This is a genomic window from Eubacterium barkeri (assembly GCF_900107125.1).
Taxonomy (GTDB): Bacteria; Bacillota; Clostridia; order Eubacteriales; family Eubacteriaceae; genus Eubacterium_O; species Eubacterium_O barkeri.
Genome location: NZ_FNOU01000006.1, coordinates 1 through 21,215, shown reverse-complemented (window position 1 = coordinate 21,215; position 21,215 = coordinate 1). Strand labels below are relative to the sequence as shown.

The following is a 21,215-nucleotide window of genomic DNA, read 5'->3' as shown; positions in this document are numbered from 1 at the left end:
TCTTTATTTTTCCAAATTTCTTCGGGCCGTCTCCATCATCAGCTTAATTCGATTGATTTGATTGACCTCGGAGTCCCCAGGATCATAATCAATGGGCGCAATATTTGCCTTGGGGTAACGTCTGCGAATGGGCTTAATCATTCCCTTCCCCATAACATGGTTCGGCAAGCACGCAAAGGGCTGAACACAAACAATATTCTCCACCCCGTTTTCAATGAGCTCCATCATTTCCGCCGTCAGGAACCAGCCTTCTCCCCCCTGGTTCCCCAGTGCAATGAGCTCCTGGGCCTTTGTCGCCTTTTCCTGGATAGTGGAGGGCCCCCGATAATGGATGCTCCCATTAAGGGCCCTTTTCATATTTCTTCGGTACTGCTCAATCACCTTGATGGCCAGCTGGCTGCTCCGCTTCCCGGAAAGGGTGCCCGAAAGAACATCATACTTATAAATTGAATTATAACAGCAATAGAGGAAGAAATCCAATAAATCCGGTACCACCACCTCGGCACCTTCCTTTTCCAAGACTTCCACAAGGTTATTATTGGCCGTCGGATGGTATTTCACCAGAATTTCTCCCACAATGGCCACCTTTGGGATATGTCGGTTTATCCGGGGAAGGGCGTCGAACTCGGCAATGATCTCCCGCACATTGCGACGGAATACCCGGATGCTGGGCTTTGTAACATTGTGCTTAACGATTCGGCGCCATTTTTCGTAAAGCGCCATGGTGGCCCCGGCATCCCGTTCATAGGGCCGTGTTCCATAAATAAGTCGTTGGAATAAATCCCCATACACCGCAGCAATCATCAGCCGATGGCCCATGCCCACCGTAATCTTAAAGCCCGGATTTTCCTCCAGACCCACGATATTGAGGGAAATAACCGGAACTTGCTCCATCCCTGCTTCCCGCAAGGCTTTCCGGATAAAGCCCACATAATTAGATGCCCGGCAGGGGCCGCCGGTCTGGGTCATCATCACCGAAACGTTATCCAAATCGTACTTCCCGGACTTCAGGGCCGCCATAATCTGCCCCGTGGTCAAAATGCTGGGGTAGCAGGCATCGTTATTCACATAGCTCAGTCCCGCTTCAACCGCCGCCGCATCCACGCTGGGCAGCACCTCCAGGTTGTAGCCACAGGCCTTCATCACATCCGCAATGAAATCAAAATGAATGGGTGACATCTGGGGTGCTAAAATCGTGTGGTTCCTGCGCATTTCCTTGGTAAAGGACATCCGCTTGGGTAACGGGTGTTCGGGCAGCTTGATATGGTTTTTCGCCCGTTCCTCCATGGCGGCCTTTAAAGAGCGCATTCGGATTCGGACAGCCCCCAGGTTATTGACCTCATCGATTTTAATGAGGGTATAAATCCCCCCTTTGCTTTCCAGAAGCTCCTGGGTTTGTTCCGAGGTCACCGCATCCAGGCCGCACCCAAAGGAGGTCAGCTGCACCAGCTCTAAGCAATCATTTTGGGCCACCACCTCCGCTGCCTTGTAAAGCCGGCTGTGGTATTTCCACTGGTCCAATACCCGGTAATGGTCCCCGGCATTGCTTCCAGCCGCCAGATGCGCGACGGAATCCTCAGTGAGAACCGCCAGCCCCAGGGAAGTAATGACATGATCCAGCCCGTGGTTGATTTCGGGGTCAATGTGGTAGGGCCGGCCAGCCAGGACGATCCCCCTTTGATGGTTACGCTTCAGCCAGGCCAGGGTTTCTTCTCCCTTGCGCTGCATATCCTTCCGGAAGCGTTCCCGCTCTCCATGGGCATGGCGAAGGGCGATGCTCACCTCTTCCCTGGTGGCCCCCTCTTCCCCAAAGATCTCAATCAGCCGTTCTTCCAGCCGTTTATGATTATCCAGGGCCAGGAAGGGATTAATAAAGGTAATACCCTCTTCCCCCAAAACATCCATATTATGCTTAATGGTTTCAGGGTAAGACATCACAATCGGGCAATTATACCAATTATCCACCCCCTCAAATTCCTTTTCCTCCAAAGAAATACAGGGATAAAAAATCTTTTTAACCCCACGATCAATAAGATCCTGGATGTGTCCGTGCACCAGCTTTGCCGGATAGCAAACGGATTCCGAAGGAATGCTGGCCATTCCCTTTTCGTAGGTTTTTCGGTTCGAATCCCCGGAGAGAATAACCCGATAGCCCAGTGATGTTAAAAAGATAAACCAAAAGGGATAATTTTCATATTGATTGAGCACCCGGGGGATGCCAATGACACCCTTGGCAGCCATGGCCGTTGGCAACGGCTGATAATCAAAAACCCGCTGATATTTATATTTATACAGATTGGGAAGATCATTTTGCTTATGGCTGACACCAGCTCCGATTTCACATCGGTTTCCGGTAATATGCCGGGAGCCATCCCCAAAGATATTGACGGTCAGCTGACAATTATTGCTGCAGCCACCGCAGCGGCGATGTTTGACCGACACACTAAAGGAATCCAGGGCCTCTCTCCCCAGGAGTGTGGTCGTTTCGCCCTGGGTGTACCCTTCTCTGGCAATGAGAGCCGCACCAAAGGCACCCATCAGCCCGGCAATATCCGGGCGTACTACATCTTTTTCTGTGATTTTCTCAAAGGCCCGGAGCACCGCGTCATTATTGAAGGTTCCTCCCTGGACGATGATATTCTCCCCTAAATCTTTGGGGTTATGGACCTTAATCACCTTTTGGAGGGCATTTTTTATAACCGAATAGGACAGTCCCGCCGAAATTTCACCCACGCTGGCCCCTTCTTTTTGGGCCTGTTTGACCTTGGAATTCATGAACACTGTACAGCGGGTCCCTAAATTAATGGGGGCTTCTGCATCCAGGGCACTTTCCACAAAATCCGTCATGGAAAGATTTAAGGATTTCGCAAAGGTCTCCAAAAAAGATCCACAGCCCGAGGAACAGGCTTCGTTTAAGATAATGCTGTCAATGGTTCCATTACGGATCTTCATGCACTTCATATCCTGGCCGCCAATATCCAGGATGAAGTCCACCTCCGGTTTAAAATACTTTGCGCCCTTATAGTGGGCGATGGTTTCAATCTCCCCAATGTCTACCTTCAGGGCTGTTTGGATAAGGCCTTCCCCATAGCCCGTCACCGCCGACTTGGCAATGACAGCTTCCCGGGGCAGATTCGCATAAATATCTAACAAAATTTGCCGGGACTTTTCTAAGGGGTCCCCCTCATTACTGCCATAGAAGCTGTAGAGCAGCTCTCCATCCTGACCAATCAGAACGGTTTTAGTTGTGGTTGATCCCACATCGATCCCTAAAAAGCAGGGCCCGCCATAAGTCCTCAGATCCCCGCGCACCACCCTGGCCTGGGCATGGCGCGTTTCAAAAGCCTGGCGTTCCCGGGTATCTGCAAATAAGGGCTGAAGGCGATCCACCCCCATATCCTGGACAAAGATGTTTTCTTTCAGGCGCCTGATAATCTCCCCAAAGGGAAGGACGTCATTTTTCTCTGAAGAATAAGCGGCCCCCATGGCGACAAAGAGGTTGGAATCATCAGGGAAAATCACCTGGGTCGGAGTCAGCTTCAGGCTATCAATAAAACGCTTCCTAAGCTCGGATAAAAAGAAAAGGGGCCCCCCCAGAAAAGCAACATTACCACGGATGGTATGACCGCAGGCCAGACCGCTGATGGTCTGGTTGACCACTGCCTGGAAAATAGAGGCGGCAATATCCGCTTTTTCAGCCCCTTCATTGAGGAGAGGCTGAATATCCGTCTTTGAAAAAACCCCACATCGGGACGCAATGGGATAAATGGTGGTGTGGGTCTTTGCCATTTCATTTAATCCCCCGGCGTCGGTTTTTAGGAGGGTCGCCATCTGGTCGATAAAGGCGCCGGTTCCGCCAGCGCAGGTCCCGTTCATCCGCTGCTCAATATTCCCTTCAAAGAAGGTGATTTTGGCATCCTCTCCCCCCAGTTCTATGGCACAGTCTGTCCGGGGAATCTTCTTCTCCACAGCAATGGTCCCAGCGACGACTTCCTGGACAAAGGCAACATCAATCCATTTAGACACCAGGAGCCCTCCAGACCCTGTCACACTAATGGTCACTGGAACATCACCAATCAAGGTGTAGGTTTCCTGCAAAAGCACCGCCATCATCTCTCGAATATTCGACAGATGGCGCCTGTAGGCCTTAAAAATCATCGTGTTTTCTTCATCTAAAACAACCACCTTAATGGTGGTTGATCCCACATCCAATCCGATTTTACATTTCTTAGTCATTTTCCACCTTTGCCATAATGCTCTTTAAGGATTGATATAAGGGTTTATACCGCTTATAAGCCTTCGCATATACGTCTCTATAAATCGCATCGTACAGCCTCTGTCTTTTGGGGTCTGGACGATATATCCGGGTTTTCCGAATCATATTGTAACCCGCTTCCCTTAAATCTTCATATCGGCCAAGGGCAACAAAGATGGCCATGGCCCCACCGAGGCCTGTCGTCGCTGATGTCTGTACCCGATAGGTCTCTCTTCCAAAAATATCGGCCATTATGCCACAAATAACATCACTTTGGGCGCCACCACCGGATAATCCAATACTGTTAACCCGGGTGCCAGACTTGGCTTCAATCTGTTCGAGCCCCTCCCGCAGGGCATAGCCAATCCCCTCAATGATTGCACGGTAGATATGGTATTTACTTTGCCCCTCGGTCAGACCAATAATGGACCCCAGGGCTTCCGGCTTGAAGGATTCCATTCCCCAATAGGGCTGGAGTACCAAGCCTTCAGACCCCGCCGGAATTCTTTCAACCTGTCGGTCCAAAAAGGCTAAAATATCCTCTCCCCGCTCATCACATTGCTGCTTTTCCAGCTGGGCAAAGGTTTCAACAAACCAATTCATCATCCAAAAACCATTATAAACTGTAATTTCCGGATTATAGCTTTTGGGGCCAACGCCTGGAAATGGCGGATAAAAACGAATCAATTCAAAGTACTGATCAGTCGTTATTTCCACTGTCGCCTGGGTTCCCAGGGAAACGCTGGCTGTGTCTGGACCCAAACAGCCCACACCAATGGTTTCACAGCCCTTATCCGTCCCCGATCCAATAACCGGCAGTCCTGCTGGCAGTCCGGTTTCCAGGGCGGCTTTTTCTGTGATGCCTCCCAGAGCGGCACAGGAATCCACCAGGGGAATCAGTTTTTCCCGCTCAATGCGGATAATTTGGGTTAAAATATCCCTGGGGCCACTCCATTCCTTTTTTTTAAAGTTAAAGGGAAGATGCCCTGCAATATCAGACCGGCAATCAATGCATTTCCCCGTTAATTTTCCGATGAGGTAGCTGGATAACAAAACATAGGCATGGGCTGACGCCCATTTTTCCGGCTCATTGACTTTAATCCAATGGGCATGCGTCTGGGTGTTAAAGGAATCCACAAAGGGGCCCTTTCCTGCCAAATCAAAAAGGATGCGCCAAAGCCTTGGAATCTCCACGGGCTTATCCAGTTTTCGCCGATCCTGCCAGATAATGAAATCCCTTAGTGCCTCGCCCCGATGATCAACAATGGTTCCGGTATCCCTCTGGCAAGCCACGGTGATACCCGCCACCCGGGCGAAAAGCGCTGGTTCTTCCTGCTTTAAAATACCCAGTACCTGGCACAGATCATCCCAAAACATTTTGGCAGGGGCTTCCACCCAGCCCATATTCAGGCTATAATAGCTTTCATACCGCTTTTCAGCCGTTGCCAATTGATTGCCATATGAATCAAAAATAATGCCCCTTAACCCTTTTGTCCCACAATCAATGGTTAATGCCAAATCACTCATGCACAGACCTCTTCTTCTCTTTACTAACTTATAATTATAACAAAAAAAGCCGAGGTTGGGAGCATAATTCCTTAATTTTTAATTCTTGATTGTCGTTTCCGTTTTTTACTTCTCCCTTTCCTTCTTTTTAAAGGATAGGGTATAATACGAATATGAACTGGAGGAAAATATGAAAGCAAAAATCGCCTGTTGCCAAATGACACCCATTAATCATTTGGAGACCAATTTAAATACAGCCAAAGCAATGGTTGAAAAAGCTGCTGGAGAAGGTGCGGATTTCGTTGTCTTACCAGAAATGTTTGTTTGTCCCTATTGCCATGGCAATTTCAGCCGAGTGGCCGAGCCCATAGAAGGCTATATCTATGGCCAGCTCAGCCAGCTGGCCGCCGATTCCGGGGTCTATCTTTTTGCCGGAAGCGTCCCCGAGCGCGTCGATAAACGCATTTACAACACTTGCTATATTTTTGATCGAAGGGGGGCATGCATCGGGCATCACCGTAAAATTCATCTTTTCGATGTCGCCATCGAAGGGGGCATCCATTTCCGGGAATCCCGGGTCCTTTCCGCTGGTGATAGCATCACGGTCGTCCAAACTGAATTTGGCCCCGTTGGGGTCGCCATCTGTTTTGACCTGCGCTTTCCAGAGCTTTTCCGCATCATGGCGAATCAAGGCGCACAGCTGATGGTGATTCCCGCCGCCTTTAACATGACCACCGGTCTCCTGCACTGGGATTTAACCCTCCGGGCCCGGGCAGTGGATAACCAATGCTACGTGGCAGCCTGCTCCTCAGCCCGGGACACAGAAGCCGAATATTGTGCCTGGGGACATTCCTCCCTGATAGACCCATGGGGCCATATCGTCGCGGCTCTAGATGAGCATCCGGGTATTCTTTATGGCACCTTAGATTTTGATCTGGTGAATAAAGTCCGACAGGAACTTCCCATTCTCTCCTCCCGGCGTACTGATCTTTACGACTGTATCACAAAGGGTGGGCATTGAAATGACAAAGCCTAAAATCAACAAAGCCATCTTTGGCGAGCGGCTCAAGGCCCTGATGGATGCAGCCCAGGAAAACACCTATTCCATGGGGCGGACCTTTAATCTCTCCCCCCCCAGCATTTCACGCTATACCCGGGGTGAAATGGCACCTAAAATAACCACCATCCAGCAAATGGCCGCTTACTTTGACGTCAATCCCCAATGGCTCATGGGGGAACCTGTTAACCGCTATGAAAGTGAAATCATTTTAGAGGATACAGTTTCAGCCGATGCCTATTCCGAGGTTGCCGTGTTTGACTGTATTCGGTATGAGATTCCCCTTTTCTCCAATACCCGCACCGGGGAATCCCTGCGTCTGCCCGTGGAGAAGGTAGCTAAGTGGGGAGCGGTCTTTGCCTTCCAAATACCAGATGACAGCATGGCCCCGACACTGGGGCAAGGTGCCCAGGCCATCATTCGCCTGGATACCACTTTGAGGCCAGGAGCCGCCATGGCTCTCCACATCAACCGGGAGGATCTCATCATCCGAAAGGTCGTCCTTCAGGATGATTATGTTATTCTCCAGCCCCATAACCCTGATTACGATGCCCAGTGCTGCCATATCAAACGGGATGAGATCCATATCATTGGCGAAGTTGTTTATATTCAGCATTGCTTCGAAAAATACTTTTAAAAGGCATAAATTTCAAAGACAAAAGCCACAGACCCCTCTGAAAGAATCTGTGGCTTTTCGTTTATGAAGTTGATTTAAAGCATAAAAAAAGCCCGATTCAATCGAGCTTGGTTTTCTAATGGAGCGGAAGACGAGATTTGAACTCGCGACCCTCGCCTTGGCAAGGCGATGCTCTACCACTGAGCCACTTCCGCATATTTTTATTATTCATACTTCGCATATTCAATACTACATGGTGCGAGGAAAGGGATTCGAACCCTCACAGCCGCATTGGCCACAGGTCCCTCAAACCTGCGTGTCTGCCAGTTCCACCATCCTCGCACTGTTTGTCTCTCTAAAAGAAGACAAGCATTATTATAACCAAAGCATTTCTGAATTGCAAGTACTTTTTTCAAAAAAATCAACAATTTTTCCAGCGCATGACCAACCGTGAAAGCGCCTCTCTCAGAGCCTCTTCATCCCCATCATTGGAAATCAGAAAATCGGCGTACCGCTGTTTATCCCCATCTGACATTTGAATGGCGATTTTTTTCCTGGCTTCATCCTCTGTAATCCCATCTCTTTCCATGAGCCGCCGAACCCGCAGGGCAATATCCGTTACCACCAAGGCCACCGAATCCACAAAACGTTCCTGTCTGGCCTCGAGTAAAAGGGGGCAGTCATAGACGATCAAATCCGTTCCCCTGGCGCGATAATCCGCAATAATATTTTCAACATGGTGCTCAATAATAGGATGGAGAATACCTTCCAGACGATTTTTGGCCTTGGTATCCTCACAGATCAAAGCTCCCATGCGTTTACGGTCCAGCCCACCACCGGGCAGAAGGTATTCCGATCCGAAGGCCTCTGCAATGCGTTCCAAGGCAGCCCCCCCTGGGGCCACCACATCCCGGGAAATCTGATCTGCATCAACAATGGGGATCCCGAACTCCTCGCGAAGAATCCGGGATACCGTGCTTTTACCTGAAGCGATGCCGCCTGTTAAACCAATAACTTTCATGTGCTCTCCTGCTTTACTTGACCTCATACCAAGAATGGCCGCAATGGGCATCCACTGTCAGTGGGACAGACAATACCGCTGCACGCTCCATCTCCTGGATCAAAATGGATAGTACCTGTTCCTGCTCGGATTCCAGAGCATCCACAATTAACTCATCGTGAACCTGGAGAATCAATTTTGCCTTTAGCCCCTCCTGGGCGAGACGGGCAGATACGGTAATCATTGCTTTTTTAATGATATCCGCCGCCGTTCCCTGAATGGGTGTATTCAAGGCCATGCGTTCCCCGGATTGAACCAGCATCCGGTTACGGGAGTGGATCTCTGGAAGATAGCGCCGTCGGCCCCACAGCGTTGTCACATAGCCCTTCTCCTTCGCTTCTGTGACCACATTTTCCATATACGCCGCCACCTTGGGGTAACGGGCAAAATACGTATCAATATAATCCTGGGCCTCCTTTCGGCTGATGCCCAGCTCCTTCCCAAGACTAAAGGCCTGTTTGCCATAGATCAGCCCAAAATTGATGGCCTTGGCATGACCACGCTGCTCCCTCGTAACTTCATCCATGGGCACTCCAAATATTTCTGAAGCTGTGCGGGTATGGATATCCTGTTCCTTTTTAAAGGCATCGATCAGATTTTCATCCCCAGAGAGATGGGCCAGAACCCGCAGCTCAATTTGGGAATAGTCCGCATCCACCAGGATTCGGTCTGGTGCCGAGGGAATGAACACCCGACGGATTTCCCGCCCCAGCTCTGTTTTAACCGGTATATTCTGTAAATTCGGGTCCGATGAACTCAACCGCCCGGTGGCCGCTACCGTCTGATTGAAGGTTGAATACACCCTGTGGGTCTTGGGGTCAATGAGCTTAATCAGCCCCTTGCCATAGGTCCCGTCAAGCTTCGAGAGGGATCGATATTCCAAAATTTTTTCAATAATGGGATGGAAGAGCTTCAGCTCCTCCAGTACTTCCACACTGGTAGAATATCCTGTCTTTGTTTTTTTAATCACCGGCAGCTTTAAATTGTCAAAAAGGATCACACCCAGCTGCTTGGTGGAATTAATATTAAAGGTCTCCCCTGCCAAATCATAAATCTCCTGGGTAAGCTCCAGAAGCCGCTTTTCAAAGGAATGGGACAATGCCTCCAAAGCCCCAACGTCAATGGTAAAGCCCAGCTCCTCCATGGAAGCCATAATGGCCAGAAGGGGCAGCTCAATGGTGTCCATTAAACAAGTCATGCCATCCTCTTCAATTTTTTCAGGCAGAAGTTTCCACAATCGATAGAGGGCATCACAGAGGCGAATGGTGTACGGCGCCAATACCCCGACGTCAATATCCTCTGCCGCTTTCTTGGTTTTACCCTTCCCAAAAAATTCCTCGTCGTCTGGCAGGGCCTCATCCAGATATTTAGCGGCCAACGCCGATAAATGATATCGGCTGTCCGAGGGATTCAGTAAATAGCCTCCAATCATGGTGTCAAAGGTATAATTAGGAATACATCCCCCAAAGCGATTAAAAATATGGGTCAGCTGCTTTAAATCCTGACCAATGATTTCAACATCATCGGCCACAGGAATATCCGCTAAGCCTCCGATAAAAGCCTCTACCATGGCCGCATTGGGTAAAAAATAATACTGACTCCCCGCCCGCAGGGCCATCCAGAGGGCATCCCCCTCCTCTAAGGCATAGATAAAAACACGGCTGAATTGGTTGATCTGCCCCAGCAGCCCCATAAGGCTGCGCTGGTCCTCAATCAGGGTAAAGGGCAACATATCGCCCTGGTGTGCCGTCAATACGGCATCTGCCCCATCCACCTTTTTAAGGATTGACTTAAACTCTAATTCGGCTAACATCTCCTTGGCACTATCCGTAAACATCCCGTCAAAGGCCAAATCCTCAATATGCTTCTCCACCGGTGCCATCACGCAGATCTCACCTAAAAACCGACTTTCATAGGCCGATTCCCGGCCATCCACCAGCTTTTCCTTCTGCTTTCCCTTAAGGTCATCAATATGATCGTACAGGCCATCAATGGTGTGATAGGCTTTAATTAGCTTAATGGCTGTTTTTTCCCCAATTCCCGCCACTCCCGGAATATTGTCTGAGGGGTCCCCCATAAGGGCCTTCACATCAATGAGCTCTGGCGGAGTTACCCCATAGCGCTCCATGATATAATCCGCATCCACTGTGGTAAATTGGTTGCCGCTGCGGGTAGTCGTGTACAAAACAGAAATCCGATCATCCACCAGCTGGAAGGAATCTTTATCCCCAGTAATAATGAAGGTATCCGCATCCTGGCGTTCTCCCTCCTTTGCCAAAGTCCCGATGATATCGTCGGCCTCGTAGCCAGATAGCTCCAGGATGGGCACCTCCATTTTCCGAAGGAGCTCTTTTAACAAAACGAACTGAGATCCCAAATCCTCGGGCATTTTATCCCGCCCGGCTTTATAATCGGTATATTTTTCATGACGGAAGGTGGGAGCTTTTAAATCAAAGGCGACACCGAAATAATCCGGACGATATTCCTGCTCAATTTTTACCAGGACACCGACAAAGCCGTAAATGGCATTGGTGGGCACCCCCTTTGCTGTCGTCATTTCCCGAATACCATAAAACATCCGGTATAACAGGCTATTCCCATCGATTAAGATACTTTTTTTTCTCATGTATGCTCCTCCCCTTCGTATTAATTCCTATTATAACAAATTTTTTTAATTATGATAGAAAATTATACCCTGAAAAATAAAAAAGAAAATTTAATGAATTCATCCACCCAATCGTGCTATACTGTTTCCAAATAAATAATATGCAAAATAGGATTTCGTGCGTCAAGTGTTCAACGGATGGGGAGTTGCCGTCGAAACGAAAAGTATGTCTTACGATATGAAGTCCGCACCCATTGCTATACACAGATGACAACCATCTCGATTGTAAAGGGAAATGAATTATTATTTATTCAAAGACTTATACAACGGGATGTTTTTTGTACCTGACATTCCGAAATTTAAGGAGGTATAAGAAATGATGGATTCTGTGAAAATTAAAGAAGGTGTCCGGCTTATGCTGGAAGGCATCGGTGAGGACATCAACCGGGAAGGTCTGCTTCAGACCCCGGACCGCATCGCCCGGATGTGCGAACAAATTTACGGCGGATTGACCGAGGACCCTGCAGTCCATTTGAACACCCAATTTCAGGCAATCAATAACAACATGGTTCTCGAAAAGGATATTACCTTTTACTCTGTTTGCGAACACCACCTTCTCCCCTTTTACGGCAAAGCCCACGTGGCCTATATCCCAGACGGCAAGGTTGCCGGTCTGAGTAAGCTGGCCCGAACCGTCGAGGTTTTTGCCCGGCGGCCCCAAATTCAGGAAAACATGACAGCCCAGATTGCAGAGGCACTGGAAACCCACCTACACCCCAAGGGTGTCATGGTCGTGCTTGAAGCCGAGCATCTGTGTATGACCATGCGGGGCGTCCAAAAGCCCGGCGCCCAAACCGTCACCACCATGGTCCGGGGTGTTTTTGCCGAGGATTACGCCCTTCAGCAAACCTTTCTGCAAATAGTCCGGGGGTAATGGCGATGGACCGGATCGAAAAAATCCGCTGCCACCCCCTGTACACAGAGCACTACCGCCTTTTACAGAGCGCAGAAGCCGACCGTATTTTTTGCCGGCATACCCTGGAACATTTCTTAGACGTCGCGCGATTAATGGTTATTTATAATTTGGAGGAAGGCGCCGGCCTGCCAAAGGAGCACCTTTATGCCACCGCTCTTCTCCACGATATCGGCCGCTACGAGGAACAGACCCAGGGAACGCCCCACCATGAAGCCAGCGCAAGGCTAACCGGTATTATTCTAAAAGATTGTGGCTTTTCTTCCCCAGAAATCACCGAAATTCAAGGGGCAATCCGCCATCACCGGGACGCTGACGCTAGGGATACCCCCTTATCGAACTATCTCTACCGGGCAGATAAAGCCTCTCGCTGCTGTTTTGCATGCCCGGCCATAAAGGATTGTCACTGGCCAGACAGCAAAAAAAACCTCACCTTGACCCTATAGGAGGCAACAATGATTATTGGTAACCGAAAATTTGACACAGAAAACCACACCTACATTATGGGAATCCTGAATGTTACCCCGGATTCTTTTTCCGATGGCGGCCAGTTTAACAGCCTGGATGCCGCCCTTGCTCACACCGAAGAAATGATCCACCAGGGAGCAGACATCATCGATATTGGCGGTGAATCCACCCGACCAGGCCATCAGAAAATTTCTGATGCTGAAGAAATCGACCGCATCACCCCCATCGTCACTGCTGTTAAATCCCGATTCGATATCCCCATCTCCATCGACACCTACAAAGGCCCTGTGGCAAAAGCTGCCCTCCAGGCCGGTGCCGACCTGGTCAATGATATCTGGGGCTTTAAAGCCGATCCCACCATTGCCCAAATCACCGCTGCCCACGGCGCCGCCTGCTGCCTCATGCACAACCGTCGGGAAGCAGATTACACCGACTTTCTTAAGGACATGGCGGCGGACCTTTTGGAGTCCATTACCCTGGCCCAGGCTGCCGGCATTCCTAAGACCAATATCATGATCGATCCTGGTGTCGGCTTTGGAAAAACCCAGGATCAAAACCTTGCCGCCATCAACCATCTGGATGCCCTCAAGGTCCTGGGCCTTCCCATTCTTTTAGGCACCTCCAGAAAATCCGTCATCGGCAATACCCTGCACCTTCCATCCGATGAACGGGTTGAGGGAACACTGGCCACCACCGTCATCGGGCTGATGAGAGGCTGCGCCTTCGTCCGGGTCCATGATGTGCTGGAAAACAAGCGGATCATCCAAATGACCCAGGCCATTCTGGCCCGATAAAAGGAGGCATCTATGGATAAAATACGGATTAAGAAATTAGAGGTTTTTGCCAAGCACGGGGTTTTCCCTGAAGAAAATGTCCTTGGCCAAAAATTCGTCATTTCGGCAACGCTGCACATCAACACGCGACAGGCCGGCCTCACCGACGATTTATCCCAATCCATTAATTACGGAGAAGTCTGCCAGTTTATCAAGTCCCTCACCGAAAACAATGTCTTTAAGCTCCTTGAAACCCTGGCTGAAGAATTGGCCCAGGGGCTGCTCCTCCAATTCTCTAAAATTACCAAAATCGATATCCTCATTGAAAAGCCCTGGGCTCCCATCGGACTCCCCTTAGAGACCGCATCAGTGGAAATCACCCGGGGTTGGCATACCGCATACATCGCCCTGGGCTCCAATATGGGGGATAAAAAAGATCATCTGGACACCGCCGTAAAGACCCTGGATTCCCGGGAAGATTGCAGCGTTATGGCTGTATCGGATTATCGCGTCACCCCACCCTACGGCGTCCTCGATCAGGATGACTTTTTAAACGGTGCCCTGGCCCTGCACACCCTCCTCCCCCCCGAGGAGCTCCTGGATGTCCTCCAGGGCATAGAGGCCAACGCCCATCGTGAGCGGATAATCCACTGGGGCCCCCGCACCCTGGACCTGGATATCCTCCTCTACGACGATTTGGTCCTGGATACCCCGACCCTTCATATTCCCCATATTGAAATGCACCTCCGGGATTTCGTGCTGGTTCCCCTGGCCCAAATTGCCCCCTGGGTACGGCACCCGGTATTGGGGAAGACGGTGGCGGTGTTATGCCAGCAGGTTAACAGTGATGAATTGAAAAGGGCTTAAATTAAATGACGATATTCTTGTCGTGCATCAACGACGGCATAAATCATCACGGTTTTTTCAGCTTCAAAAACTTTATAGAAAACCAGATGATTTCCAATAATTAACACACGATAACCTTGCTTCTTAAGAATAGAATACCGTGGATAAGAGCCCGAATAAGGGTAATTCTCCAATCGATGAATGGCTTCTTCTAACCGGTCTAAATAACGCAATGCCACCGCTGAATCACCGCTACTGTCTGCAATATAGAAAATAATCCTTCGAATTTGTTCTTCTGCCGTATCCGTCCGTCTCAGTTTATAGCTCATCTGACTATTTTTCCTGTAAATCACTGCGTAAAGAATCGAAGGTGGCTTGCATGGATGCTGTCCGCCCCTCGGTAACATCCAATTCCGCATCGGCTAAGGTTTTTAATAACTCCAGCTCTGCTTTCATCTGATAGTAGTCCTGTAACCCCAGAACTGCCGTATCCCCCCGTCCATTGACGGTGATGATGACTGGCTCGCGCGTTTCCCGACATTGCTTTGATATTTCACTATAATGATTCCGCAAATCAGCGGAAGGTCGTATTTCTGGTCTCATTTCTACACCTCCTTGAGATAGTCGTATTATATCGCAATTTGACTATTATTTCAAGACTTCATTGTTATGCCTTATTTTTTCTTTTTTTTCTTTCAAAAAAACCAAAAAGCCAGACTGATCACCCATCAATCTGGCTTTTTCTCTCAATATTTTATCTGGAAATGGTGCCCAGAGGCGGAATCGAACCACCGACACGGGGATTTTCAGTCCCCTGCTCTACCGACTGAGCTATCTGGGCAAAAACAAAATGGTGGGCCTTCAGGGACTTGAACCCAGGACCTACCGGTTATGAGCCGGCCGCTCTAACCAACTGAGCTAAAGGCCCCCCTAAATTAAAAAATGGTCGAGGTGAAAGGATTCGAACCTTCGGCCCCCTGGTCCCAAACCAGGTGCGCTACCAAACTGCGCTACACCTCGACAGCCGCTCTCGGCGACTCGATAATAATAACAAATATTCCCTTCCCCGTCAAGCGCTTTTATCGTTTCTTTGGAATATTTTGCGATTTTTTTTATTCTGCCCATACCATCGGTCCAGCCACCCCACAAACCGACGCATTAAAAGCATAACGGGATAAGTCAGAAGCATCATTGGCACTAAAACAAGGAGCATCGGCAATGACATCTCCGGCATCGGCATAATGGCGAAAAACCACGGGAAGAAGCACAACGCCATAACAAACAGGAAAACCATTCCCAGAAAAAGAACAATCCGCTTTTTATCCAAGGGCTGGCATACCGCGTATAAAATAACAAGGCCAACGGTCCCACATAAAATCGTCGCAATGGATGAAATCTGGGCATTGGAGAAATGCATGAGCCCCCCAATCCAAACCACCACCCCAATGGTCAAGGCATCCGTCAATGCACCCGGCAGCGCCTTTCGCAGCACATTTTGCAGAAATTCCCCTGAAACAATGGCATGGTTCGGCTCCAGAGCCAGAAAAAAGGATGGGATCCCGATGGTCACCGTACTAATCAAGGTCAGCTGAATGGGGACAAAGGGGTATAAATCATTGGATAAAATGACTAACAAGGCCAAAATCAGTGAAAAACCCGTTTTCACCAGGAACAAAGAGGACGCCCGGGTAATATTATTAATGACACGCCGCCCCTCGGCCAAAACCTGGGTCAGGCTGGCAAAATTGGAATCTAACAGCACCAGCTGGGCGACCTGCTTCGTCGCATCGCTGCCACTGGCCATGGCAATGCTGCAATCCGCATCCCGAAGGGCCAAGACATCGTTCACCCCATCCCCTGTCATGGCAACCGTATGCCCGCATTCCTTCAGGGCATCCACTAAAACCTTCTTTTGCTCCGGGCTTACCCGTCCAAACACCGTATATTCTGAGGCGGCCTTAGCCACCGCAGCCTCATCCAACAGCGTCGACGCATCCACGAAACGCTCGTATCCTTTAAGACCAGCACGATGGGCCACCTCTGACACCGTCACTGGATTATCTCCGGAAATCACCTTAATTTCCACACCCTGATCGGCAAAATACTCCAGGGTCTCCCGGGCTTCCGGCCGGATTTTATCCCCAATCACTAAGAGTGCCATCACCCTCAGATCCTCCGGCAGACCAGAATCCCCATTAAAGGCCAAATCGGAATGGCAGAGTACCAGCACCCGATAGCCAAGTGCCGCCTGGGCTTCCACCCGCGCCTTCACCTCGGCATACCGTTCTTTGAGTACAAATTCCGGCGCCCCCATAACATAGGCCCCGTGATCTTCAAAGGATGCCCCACTGTATTTTCGAGCGGAGGAAAAGGGTACGATCTGGGTCGCTTTCCAATCCGGAGCCTTCCCCTTCAAGCTCTTTTGGAGGGCCACAAAGGTCGGATTATCATCCGATAAATTGGCGATGAGGGCCTTTAAGGCCTGGGAGGTCTCCTGACAATCCCCCAAAACATCCATGGTCTTTAATTCCATGGAACCTTCCGTAATGGTCCCGGTTTTATCCAGGCAAAGCACATCCACCCGGGCAAGGGTCTCAATGCAATAGAGCTCCTGGACCAGGGTCCGATATCGACTTAGTCGGATAACCCCCACTGCCAGAGCGATGCTGGTCAGGAGCACTAATCCCTCGGGAATCATCCCCACCAGGGCCGCCACCGTCGTCGTCACCGATTGTTGAATGTCCAGACCCTGGACCTGTAAGGAAAGAAAGAGCAAAGCGATTCCCACCGGAACAATGATAATCCCCACAAATTTAGTAATCAGCTTCAAGGCCCGCATAATATCGGAATTGGGTTTGCGCAGGGTTCGGACATCCTCCGCCAATTTTGTGGCATAATTATCCTTTCCCACCCGAATTACCTGGACCCGCGCCCTCCCCGACACCACAAAGCTGCCAGAAAGCACGGTATCCCCGGATTTTTTCATAATAGCATCAGCCTCACCCGTCAGCAATGATTCATCCACCTCCATATCACCGCTGACCACGATCGAATCCGCCGGAATCTGGTTCCCCGCCTTGAGCTCTACCAAGTCACCCAGGACGATTTCCTCCAACGCAATGGTTTCAGGATGACCACACCGGATCACATGGGCCTTAGGCTCCGACAGCAGGGAGATTTTATCGACCGTTCTCTTGGCACGAATTTCCTGGACGATACCAATCACTGTATTAATCACGATAATATTGATGAAAAGGGCATTTTTATAGGATCCCACACTAATAACCATCATTGCCAGGATCACATTCAGCAGGTTAAAAAGGGTGCAGGTATTATCCCGAATAATCTGAGAAACTGATTTTGTCTTCGATTCTGGCTGGACATTCGTCTTCCCCTCTGCCTTTAGCCGCTCAACCTCTGGCCTATCCAACCCCTTTTGCGCATATTCCATGTGCTGTGTTCTTTCCATCATTCCTATTCTCGCCTTTCATCTTCTGTTTGGGGAGATATGGTATCATTTAAAGCTTAAGGATAGCACATCATCAATTTGAAGGAATTCAAAAAAAAAAGAAGCGGCAGTAACATTGCCCACCGCTACGATTTCTATTGAGATAACGTGCAAAGTAAAGTCTCCATCCGGATTCCACATTAATGTTTTATTCTATAAAAAATTTTTTTCCTCTATAATATCTGTTATTCTTTTGGACGCAAATCCATCCCCATAAGGATTACTTGCTTTTGACATCGCTTCATAAACTTCTTTATTTTCTAAAAGAAGTTTAAAATTATCATAAATTACCTTTTCATCTGTACCAACCAATTTTAAGGTACCCGCTTTTATTCCTTCTGGCCGTTCTGTCGTATCACGCATTACAAGCACCGGCTTACCTAAGCTTGGTGCTTCTTCTTGAATTCCGCCACTATCCGTTAAAATCATAAAACTATGAGCTAAAAAGTTGTGAAAGTCGAGAACATCCAGTGGATCAATAATATGGATTCTTTTGCAACCTTTTAATTCTGCTCTAGCAGCTTTACGAACCACGGGATTCATGTGAATAGGATAAATGGCTTTAACATCTGGATGTTCATCCATCACACGACGAATTGCACGGAACATATTATGCATCGGTTCTCCAAGGTTTTCACGTCGATGTGCCGTGATCATAATTAATCGGCTATCCTTTGCCCACACTAATTCAGGATGAGTATAGTCTTCACGCACCGTCGTTTTCAAAGCATCTATTGCCGTATTTCCTGTAATGTAGATACTTTTTGCATCTTTACCTTCTTGTATCAAATTATCCTTTGATAATTCCGTAGGTGCGAAATTATACTTAGCAATAATTGAAACAGCCTGACGATTAAACTCTTCTGGATAAGGACTATAAATATTATAGGTTCGTAAGCCTGCTTCAACATGCCCAACTGGTATTTGTTTATAAAAACAAGCTAGCGCCGTTGCAAAGGTCGTTGTCGTATCACCATGAACCAATACAATATCCGGTTTTACATCATCTAATACAAAATTAATTTTTTCAAGAATATTTGTTGTTATATCGAATAGTGTTTGCTTATCTTTCATAATTGATAAATCATAATCAGGAATCACATCAAAGGCTCTAAGAACTTGATCCAACATTTGGCGATGCTGACCAGTTACACAAACGACGCTTTTTACTCCGACCCGTAACTTTAATTCATTAACCAAAGGGCACATTTTTATAGCTTCCGGGCGTGTACCAAAAGCAAGCATAATAGTTTTCATTCAAAAATTTTCCTCATCATTTTAATATAAATATTAGGCATTAATAAAACGCCTAAAGCCTTTGTTCTACAGGTTTTTTGTTCAAAACAGAATAAATAATTGAATTGTCTAAAAACAATCAAACACAACCCTAAAAGAAGTTGTTTCAAAGTGTAGACAAAGTGTCATCGCGCGGTCGAGGAGCGGATAAAAAAGATTCCCCCCGGACCCCAGGCGCTGATGAATAAAGAATTGCCCCTCACTCTCCAAGGCGCAAAAGCTACGGTTTTAATTGAGTTGTAGGCGTGTTTGTTTTCTTAACTTGATACACATCGAGTCCACCCCCTCTCCTGTCTTCATTAAAATTGCTCCTATTATTTTCAGTCCTATTTCCATGGCCTCACGATCAACACTTCTGAAAACATATCTGTTGAAAACAAATCGTGAACAACTACTTTTTTTTCAGCATTAGATGCCTCTAATACCTTCCCATTTCCTAAATAGATAGAAGAATGATGTATTTCTCCCTCCATTTGACAGTTCTTTTCAACACAATTAGCATCTTGAAAGAAAAGAATATCACCTGCTTTTGCATGGTTTATATCTTCAACTATTGCAATTGAATCATCATGTAAAAAATATAAGCATTGTTCCCATGACAACATACCTTCAGTGTGAATATCAATAGCACTTAAAGCATAAGAAACTAAACTACTACAATATATACCAGTATCAATATCGTAAGATCTTCCCAACCATTCCAATCCTTTTTCAATAATTTTTGATTGTTGATCAGATTCAGAGCCTATCTTTTCAATAGTAGCATAGCCCCGCTCATCAAGACTATAATTAACACCATCAATTTTTATTGTTTGGTTTTTCAACATTCCATTCTTCTTATCAAAATAAAACAAAGTACTATTTTGTGAATTCAAACCACTATTTACTCTCCCATATCGATCAAAATAATAACTATTACCGCTCTTAGGATCTTTTTGTATGCCTGAACTTCCGATAATTCCTCCTCCTTTCAAAAAACAATAATCTTCACCATTCACTTCAATAATACCTGTTTGCATTACACCCTTTTCATTAAAATAATATTCTTTATTTTGTATGCGAACAAGACCAGTTCGCATTTCACCACCAACGGCACCTAATAAACCACCTCTTGATGAATCAAAGAAGTAATATCTTCCGTCATTAAAAACATCTTTGGGTTCAGTCGCTTTGTAAATGCCATTATCAGTAAAATAATAAGCTTTCTCCCCAATATAATAAATTCCCGTACATTTAATTCCTTTATCATCGTAATAGTAAATCTGATCATTTTCCTTACGCAAATTTTTATTTAGCTGGTTTTCAAAAGTAACAATTCCAGATTCATATAAATGAAAATTAATTCCATTAATATTTATTATCTTATTTTGACCTAGTACAAGACAATGAGTTGTATCATCGAAGTAATAATTATATCCGTTTTCTAGTTCGATAACACCTGATATTTCATGTCCATCATCAGTATCATAGTAATATCCTGGTTTAAAAGAATTAGAATTCTTTTGAACATAGCCATGACACATTGCTCCATCTGTTCCAAAATTGTACCATTGCTCCTCAATTTTTTGCCGGCCACACAACATTTTTGCCGAAATAGGATCAAAATAGTATTTCTTACCCATTATTTCACTGAAACCTTTAAATGCTTTTTTTGTATTAGGATCAAAATAATATTTAATTGAATCAATTTCCTGCCATCCAGATACCGCAATACCATTATTATTAAATAGATAATAGTCATTATTGATACAAAACAAACCTTTTGCAAAGTACCCGTTTGTATACAAGTACATATAATTATTTTTTGAAACTTCTACTAATCCACTTTGGAGTTCTCCAGAAATAATATCAAAATAATAACGTCTCCCCTCTATTATTTTTAAACCAACAGTCATTCTTCCATTGTCATCAAAAAGAAAAGTTTTATTATCAATTATTCTCCACCCTGTAAAAGCACCATTCATTCCATCAAAATAATAGGTGCTGGTTTTATAAAGCTCATTAACAAATTTCCATCCCGTATATAATTCACAAGTATCCAAATCAAAATAATAAATTTTGCCATTAATTTGATTCATTCCTTTGACTCTTTGGCCTGAAGCATCTGTATAGTATACTTTTTCTCCAACCGAACTAAAAGTATTGATTTTACAAGCACCATTTTCATCAAATGCGTAGTTTTTCCCATCAATATTCTGCTCACCTGTTAACGCATAGTATCCTTCGGTTGTGAAATAATAACGGCTTCCTTC

The 21,215-nt window shown here is 47.0% G+C and carries 15 protein-coding genes, 5 tRNA genes and 1 riboswitch; of the genes, 6 read left to right on the top strand and 14 right to left on the bottom strand.

The features are described 5' to 3' along the window. Positions 1–3: 3 nt before the first annotated feature. On the bottom strand, positions 4–4,236 hold the full coding sequence (locus BLU30_RS04975) for a 2-hydroxyacyl-CoA dehydratase (protein ID WP_090244077.1): 4,233 nt from the start codon (positions 4,234–4,236) through the stop codon (positions 4–6). Then, on the bottom strand, positions 4,229–5,782 hold the full coding sequence (locus tag BLU30_RS04970; RefSeq protein ID WP_090244075.1) for an FGGY-family carbohydrate kinase: 1,554 nt from the start codon (positions 5,780–5,782) through the stop codon (positions 4,229–4,231). Before BLU30_RS04970 ends, BLU30_RS04975 begins: the two co-directional genes overlap by 8 nt. Positions 5,783–5,951: 169 nt before the next feature. Between BLU30_RS04970 and BLU30_RS04965 the strand changes: the two genes are divergently transcribed. Together BLU30_RS04965 and BLU30_RS04960 are read left to right on the top strand one after the other, a co-directional pair. After that, positions 5,952–6,782 (top strand): carbon-nitrogen hydrolase family protein, encoded by an 831-nt coding sequence (locus BLU30_RS04965; RefSeq protein ID WP_090244073.1) that lies wholly within the window; start codon positions 5,952–5,954, stop codon positions 6,780–6,782. A 1-nt stretch (position 6,783) separates the two neighbouring features. Further along, complete coding sequence (locus BLU30_RS04960; RefSeq protein ID WP_090244071.1) at positions 6,784–7,455, top strand: helix-turn-helix domain-containing protein; 672 nt, start codon at positions 6,784–6,786, stop codon at positions 7,453–7,455. A 119-nt stretch (positions 7,456–7,574) separates the two neighbouring features. Here BLU30_RS04960 and BLU30_RS04955 read toward each other — a convergent pair. The 4 genes from BLU30_RS04955 to polA form a co-directional block, all read right to left on the bottom strand. Beyond that, a tRNA-Gly gene (locus BLU30_RS04955) sits at positions 7,575–7,649 on the bottom strand. 39 nt (positions 7,650–7,688) lie between these two features. Continuing rightward, a tRNA-Leu gene (locus BLU30_RS04950) sits at positions 7,689–7,776 on the bottom strand. A 79-nt stretch (positions 7,777–7,855) separates the two neighbouring features. Continuing rightward, a complete protein-coding gene (gene coaE / locus BLU30_RS04945; protein WP_176770830.1) occupies positions 7,856–8,455 on the bottom strand; it encodes a dephospho-CoA kinase in 600 nt (199 codons plus the stop codon). 13 nt (positions 8,456–8,468) lie between these two features. Continuing rightward, positions 8,469–11,120, bottom strand: coding sequence for a DNA polymerase I (gene polA, locus BLU30_RS04940; protein WP_090244067.1), 2,652 nt, complete (start codon positions 11,118–11,120; stop codon positions 8,469–8,471). A 141-nt stretch (positions 11,121–11,261) separates the two neighbouring features. After that, a riboswitch (THF riboswitch) is annotated at positions 11,262–11,358 on the top strand. Positions 11,359–11,475: 117 nt separating this feature from the next. Here polA and folE point away from each other — a divergent pair. Genes folE through folK form a run of 4 tightly spaced genes read left to right on the top strand, consistent with a single transcriptional unit; the run spans position 11,476 to position 14,180 of the window. After that, a complete protein-coding gene (gene folE, locus BLU30_RS04935) occupies positions 11,476–12,033 on the top strand; it encodes a GTP cyclohydrolase I FolE (RefSeq protein ID WP_090244066.1) in 558 nt (185 codons plus the stop codon). Between the two features lie 5 nt (positions 12,034–12,038). Further along, positions 12,039–12,518: an HD domain-containing protein gene (locus tag BLU30_RS04930; protein ID WP_090244064.1), complete on the top strand. Its 480-nt coding sequence runs from the start codon at positions 12,039–12,041 to the stop codon at positions 12,516–12,518. Positions 12,519–12,527: 9 nt separating this feature from the next. Next, the gene (gene folP / locus BLU30_RS04925; RefSeq protein WP_090244062.1) at positions 12,528–13,334 is read left to right on the top strand and encodes a dihydropteroate synthase; all 807 of its coding nucleotides are present in this window, start codon (positions 12,528–12,530) and stop codon (positions 13,332–13,334) included. A 12-nt stretch (positions 13,335–13,346) separates the two neighbouring features. Further along, positions 13,347–14,180 (top strand): 2-amino-4-hydroxy-6-hydroxymethyldihydropteridine diphosphokinase, encoded by an 834-nt coding sequence (gene folK / locus BLU30_RS04920; protein ID WP_090244060.1) that lies wholly within the window; start codon positions 13,347–13,349, stop codon positions 14,178–14,180. Here the strand turns inward: folK and BLU30_RS04915 are convergent. The 8 genes from BLU30_RS04915 to BLU30_RS04880 all read right to left on the bottom strand — a co-directional run. Then, a complete protein-coding gene (locus BLU30_RS04915; RefSeq protein ID WP_090244058.1) occupies positions 14,177–14,488 on the bottom strand; it encodes a type II toxin-antitoxin system RelE/ParE family toxin in 312 nt (103 codons plus the stop codon). The two genes, folK and BLU30_RS04915, sit on opposite strands and share 4 nt — an antisense overlap. Before the next feature lie 4 nt (positions 14,489–14,492). After that, positions 14,493–14,762: a type II toxin-antitoxin system Phd/YefM family antitoxin gene (locus BLU30_RS04910; protein ID WP_090244056.1), complete on the bottom strand. Its 270-nt coding sequence runs from the start codon at positions 14,760–14,762 to the stop codon at positions 14,493–14,495. Between the two features lie 162 nt (positions 14,763–14,924). Further along, positions 14,925–15,000, bottom strand: a tRNA-Phe gene (locus BLU30_RS04905). A gap of 10 nt (positions 15,001–15,010) precedes the next feature. Beyond that, positions 15,011–15,087: transfer RNA gene (locus BLU30_RS04900), tRNA-Ile, on the bottom strand. Between the two features lie 15 nt (positions 15,088–15,102). After that, positions 15,103–15,179 (bottom strand) — tRNA-Pro (locus tag BLU30_RS04895). Between the two features lie 49 nt (positions 15,180–15,228). Continuing rightward, positions 15,229–17,631: a cation-translocating P-type ATPase gene (locus BLU30_RS04890; RefSeq protein ID WP_242873514.1), complete on the bottom strand. Its 2,403-nt coding sequence runs from the start codon at positions 17,629–17,631 to the stop codon at positions 15,229–15,231. Positions 17,632–17,820: 189 nt separating this feature from the next. Beyond that, a complete protein-coding gene (gene wecB, locus BLU30_RS04885) occupies positions 17,821–18,924 on the bottom strand; it encodes a non-hydrolyzing UDP-N-acetylglucosamine 2-epimerase (RefSeq protein ID WP_090244054.1) in 1,104 nt (367 codons plus the stop codon). 365 nt (positions 18,925–19,289) lie between these two features. After that, positions 19,290–21,215, bottom strand: a 1,926-nt coding sequence (locus tag BLU30_RS04880; protein ID WP_143024205.1) for an NlpC/P60 family protein, incomplete at its 5' end; no start/stop codon positions are given.